Here is a 2,001-nt window from a genome sequence, read left to right as displayed (position 1 = left end):
AATTCTTGCTAAGTTTGTATCAACCAAATACCCCGAATTTGCCCCTGAGTTTGTTGAAATACTCACCGCCTTTGGTCCACGACTCGATCAGGAGTTAAGCGACTAATGGCCGATATGAATTCACGTGAGTTCTTAGCTGAAATAGAACAGATCACCGGCTCACTGCGCCGCGATATTGAAGCAAAAGAACGCAATATTGATCCAAGCCCTGCAGCGATTAAAGAACGCCGCAAACGCGTTCTTGGCGGCGACTTTGAGTTTTTTGTGTATACGTATTTCCCCCACCACATGTGGCTAGACGACGATCAAACAGCCTCTGAGTTTCAAAGCTATTTTATGAACTGGTTTCCCGAAGCCCTCAAGCTTAAAAACGGCTGGAAAAACTGGTTTGTGGCACCCCGTGGTGAAGGTAAAAGTACCCTAGCTGTAAAAATTGCCCCTGTTTATGTAGCGGTGTTAGCGCTATTGCAAGACCCTGATATTTGCCAAGACCTGGGCTTAGCTAAAATAAAACAATTTATCGACTTTGTTATTTTGTTTGGCGCTGAAACCAAAATGCCAACCAAAACATTAGAGGTAGTTAAAACCGAGCTGCTTAACAATAACAACCTCGCGTTAGATTTTCCCGAGGTTTGCCAAAAATCCCCAGTTTGGAAGTTAGGCGAGTTTGTAACAGCCCAAGGCGTACGCTTTGAAAGCCGTGGTGCTGAGCAATCAGTACGCGGTACGTTCCATGGTGCCAGCCGGCCTAAGCTACTGCTATCTGATGACATTATTACCGATGCCGAGGCAAAATCGCCCACTGAGCGCGATAACCGTTGGCGCTTCCTAGAAGCTGCCGTGCAATACCTTGGCCCACCTGACGGCACAGTAAAATTCTTAGGTGTAAATACCGTATTAAATAACGACGACCCAATAAGCCGCGCCGAAGAAGCACCAGGGCACATTGTTCACCGTTTTAAAGCCATTAAACAAATGCCAGAAGACATGGACCTATGGGAAGAATGCCGCGATTTAATGATACATGACGACAAACGCTTTGAAAAACGCGCCGCCGCCAAAGGTGAGGCAGTTTCAACCGAGCAAAAACCGTCGTTTAAGTTTTGGATCAAGCGTAAAAAGCAAATGCTTAAAGGCGCAACAACGAGTTGGCCAAGTGTGCGTTCGCTTTACGATTTAATGTGTATGTGGGCGGCTAATAAGCGTGAGTTTAACCGCGAAATGCAAGGCATAGCCAAAAGCGACGAAGAAGCTATTTTTTACCAGTTTGATTTTTGGGTTGATCGCCTAAACGAATGGATACCCTACGGCGCATGTGATCCAAGTATGGGCAAAACCGAAAAAGCCGACCCGAGCGCAATATTAGTGGGCTTTTACTCTAACGAATTGCAAAAGCTACACGTTGAATACGAAAGCCGTAAAGTACGTGGTACCAGCCGTTTACTTAACGACTTAATACGCGCTCAAAAAGAATATAACTGCCGCGTGTGGGGCTTTGAAAACAACAATGCCTTTGATTTTATGCGCAGCCAATTTATTACCACAGGCCTAGAGAAGGGCATTGCCCTGCCGTTACGCGGTGTTACAGCGGTTATTAGCGCTGAGGAACGCATAGGATCACTTGAAACCTACGTGACCAATACACCAGCGCAAATTGCCTTTCATTCGCACTGCCGCTTATTGCTCGACGAGCTTGAAAACTGGCCAGAAAAACAAACCGCCCATCACTACGATTTAAGCTGTGCGCTGGCTATTTTATGGATGGTAGCCAGCACCGGTGCAGGTGGTATGCCGCGTGTTAATAGCCGCAAAGTCACTAAACAAATAAGGGGCTATCATGTATAGCAAGCCACGCATTAAATCTACAGCATACGCCGCGCTTAGCCGTATGTTTGACCAAAACCGTATAGATCCAAGCCTTACGTCGCTTATCACTGAGCTACCAAACCCTGATCCAATCCTGCGCCGCGCAGGTAAAAACACCGCTATTTATGAAGAAAT

At 46.4% G+C, this 2,001-nt stretch carries 1 protein-coding gene; it reads left to right on the top strand.

Annotation, left to right across the window (positions count from 1 at the left end; genetic code table 11):
• Positions 1–105: 105 nt before the first annotated feature.
• Positions 106–1,845 (top strand): hypothetical protein, encoded by a 1,740-nt coding sequence (locus H5187_RS23305; RefSeq protein ID WP_182798449.1) that lies wholly within the window; start codon positions 106–108, stop codon positions 1,843–1,845.
• Positions 1,846–2,001 lie beyond the last annotated feature (156 nt).

The organism is Pseudoalteromonas sp. SG44-1, assembly GCF_014164315.1.
GTDB lineage: Bacteria > Pseudomonadota > Gammaproteobacteria > Enterobacterales > Alteromonadaceae > Pseudoalteromonas > Pseudoalteromonas rhizosphaerae.
The sequence above is the reverse complement of the archived record's forward strand: the minus strand, read 5'-3'. Positions and strand labels throughout refer to the sequence as shown.

Coding starts and splice junctions, on each gene's coding strand:
- H5187_RS23305 (WP_182798449.1), top strand. CDS start 106: ATGGCCGATATGAATTCACGTGAGTTCTTAGCTGAAATAGAACAGATC.